Origin of the sequence: Pantoea sp. EA-12, assembly GCF_030053355.1 — a bacterium.
Lineage (GTDB): Bacteria > Pseudomonadota > Gammaproteobacteria > Enterobacterales > Enterobacteriaceae > Pantoea > Pantoea vagans_C.
Genome location: NZ_JASGBY010000032.1, coordinates 1 through 2536, shown reverse-complemented (window position 1 = coordinate 2536; position 2536 = coordinate 1). Strand labels below are relative to the sequence as shown.

The following is a 2536-nucleotide window of genomic DNA, read 5'->3' as shown; positions in this document are numbered from 1 at the left end:
GCCCGGCGGGGGTTTTGCCGGGACGGTGAAAGCGTCGGCGAAGCCGGCAGCAGCCGTTGACCTCAGCCATCAGACCCTAGCCGTCAGGCACGGAGCGCGGCCCTTCGCGTTCCGGCGGAGCTTACCGGCTTTGCCGGTTAGCGCAGTGGGGCTCGACGACCCGGCTTGCCGGGGAGCCGAAGGGGGCCGTGCGACAGGAAGTCGTTTAACATATTGTTTTACATTGATAAAACCAGCTATTCCATTAGCTGTAGCCTACCGGGACAGGCGTTGCTGGCAACGGCGAGGTCTGAAGCTTCCGGGACAACGAGATCGGGCGTTAGCCCGGGGAGGATCCCGTGAGGGAGCCCCCCCTGCTGCAAGCATCATGCGGCTGGATTGCAAGGCTGGTCAGAAGGGTTAACGCATGTGAACTGTTGATAAACGCCGTTATCGGCAACAGGCCAAAGATGCTGAAAGGCCTGGACCAAAAGGGTACGAGATCGGGTTGCTCCACTGGTCCCCCCGGAGCACATGGACATTGAGATCTCCGGTGAATAGACAGAGCCTGCCCTGACCTTTTGTATGTTAAACGGAACCTGGTAAACCCGTATCGCTGCCTGATGGCAGGTGAACCGCAAGGAACACTGTTGGCGGTGCGGGCAGAGGAGGACGGAAAAAGCGAATGCCTGATGGTAATCATCAGGATACGGAGCGGTGCATGCTTCGACGCGAAAGCGGGCAGACTTCCGTCTGGTCTTTAACTGCATGAAGTGTTGTAAAGCTTTCAACAGGATATCAGCGAGATGAATACACACGACAGTGTGTCCACGATACCCCGCCCGACAAGCTGGCACGCCATTGACTGGCGAGCCAGCCATGCCCGGGTGCGTAAGCTACAACTACGGATTGCAGAGGCAACCCGGCAGCAACAATGGCGACGAGTCAGAGAACTTCAGCGCATTCTCACACGCTCGTTCTCCGGCAAAGCCGTTGCTGTCAGACGAGTGACTGAAAACACCGGGAGAAGGACACCCGGTGTGGATGGCAAAACATGGAGCACCCCGGATGAAAAATGGAAAGGGATGGTCAGTCTGACCCCGCTGGGCTACAGACCACAGCCGCTCAGGCGCATATATATCCCAAAATCGAATGGCAAAAAGCGCCCGCTGGGGATCCCGACAATAAGGGACAGAGCCATGCAGGCGTTGTGGTTACTGGCACTGGAGCCGGTGGCAGAAACTACTGCTGACAATAACAGCTATGGTTTCAGGCCCATGCGCAGTACTCATGATGCCATCGAGTCCATATTTCACCGGATGAGCCAGAAAGTATCCCCAAAATGGGTACTGGAAGGCGATATCAAAGGGTGTTTTGACAACATCAGCCATGACTGGCTGCTGTCCAGTATACCAATGGACAAACGGATCCTCAGGAAATGGCTGAAAGCCGGATATATGGAAAAAGGCGTCTTCTTTGACACCAGAAGCGGCACTCCGCAGGGAGGCATTATCTCTCCCCTCCTCGCCAATATGGCACTCGACGGGCTGGAGGGAGAACTGATGCGCACATTCAGGAAGAGTAAGCATTACGGGGCAAAACATCAGGTGAACTATGTGCGCTATGCCGACGACTTCATCTGCTCCGGAAGCTCCCGCGAGCTGCTGGAGGATGAGGTCAAACCCCTGATAGCAGAGTTTATGCATAAACGGGGGCTCGCGCTGTCTGAGGAAAAAACAGCGATAACGCACATCGAAGAAGGCTTCGACTTTCTGGGGCAGAACGTCAGAAAATATGGCGGCAAGATGCTGATCAAGCCTGCCAAAAAGAATCTGAAAAACTTCCTGAGCAAAGTCAGAAGATTAATTAAGGGTAATCCGACGCTTCCGGCATGGAAACTGATCAACCTGCTCAATCCCGTGATCCGTGGATGGGCGACTTATCATCGGCATGTCGTGGCCAAAGATATCTTTAATTACGCCGATACCCAAATCTGGCGGGCAATGTGGCAGTGGTGCAAACGGCGACATACACGTAAAAGCCGGCGCTGGGTTGCAGAAAAATATTTCACGTTCGGGGAGAAACGCTGGCTGTTCAGCGCAGCGACCCCGGAGGGTAAAATACTGCACCTCACCCGCGCGATGGATACCCCCATCAAACGCCATATCAAGATCAGGGGCGACGCAACACCTTACTCGCCCGGCATGGAAATCTACTTCGAACGTCGTCTGGATCTGATCTGGACCGGAAAGCTGAAGAAGATGAAAACCGTAGCGGCATTGTGGAAGCGCCAGGGTAAGTGCTGCCCGCGTTGCAGACAACTCATCACCAACCAGACAGGCTGGAATATGCACCACCGGGTCAGGAAGGTCATGGGCGGCAGCGACGACATGTCCAATCTTGAACTGCTGCATCCCAACTGCCACCGTCAGTTACACAACAGGGAGGCCGGTGCCCAAAACGGGCATTTATAAAGGCTTGAGCGGTATGCGGGGAAACCTGCACGTACCGTTCTCAGGGGGCAGCGGCGCAGTAATGCGCCGCTGCTACCCGACAT

At 55.3% G+C, this 2536-nt stretch carries 1 protein-coding gene; it reads left to right on the top strand.

Annotated elements, in window-relative coordinates; genetic code table 11:
* Positions 1 to 785 precede the first annotated feature (785 nt).
* A complete protein-coding gene (gene ltrA, locus QMZ30_RS25725) occupies positions 786 to 2453 on the top strand; it encodes a group II intron reverse transcriptase/maturase (protein WP_283229372.1) in 1668 nt (555 codons plus the stop codon).
* Positions 2454 to 2536: the final 83 nt, after the last annotated feature.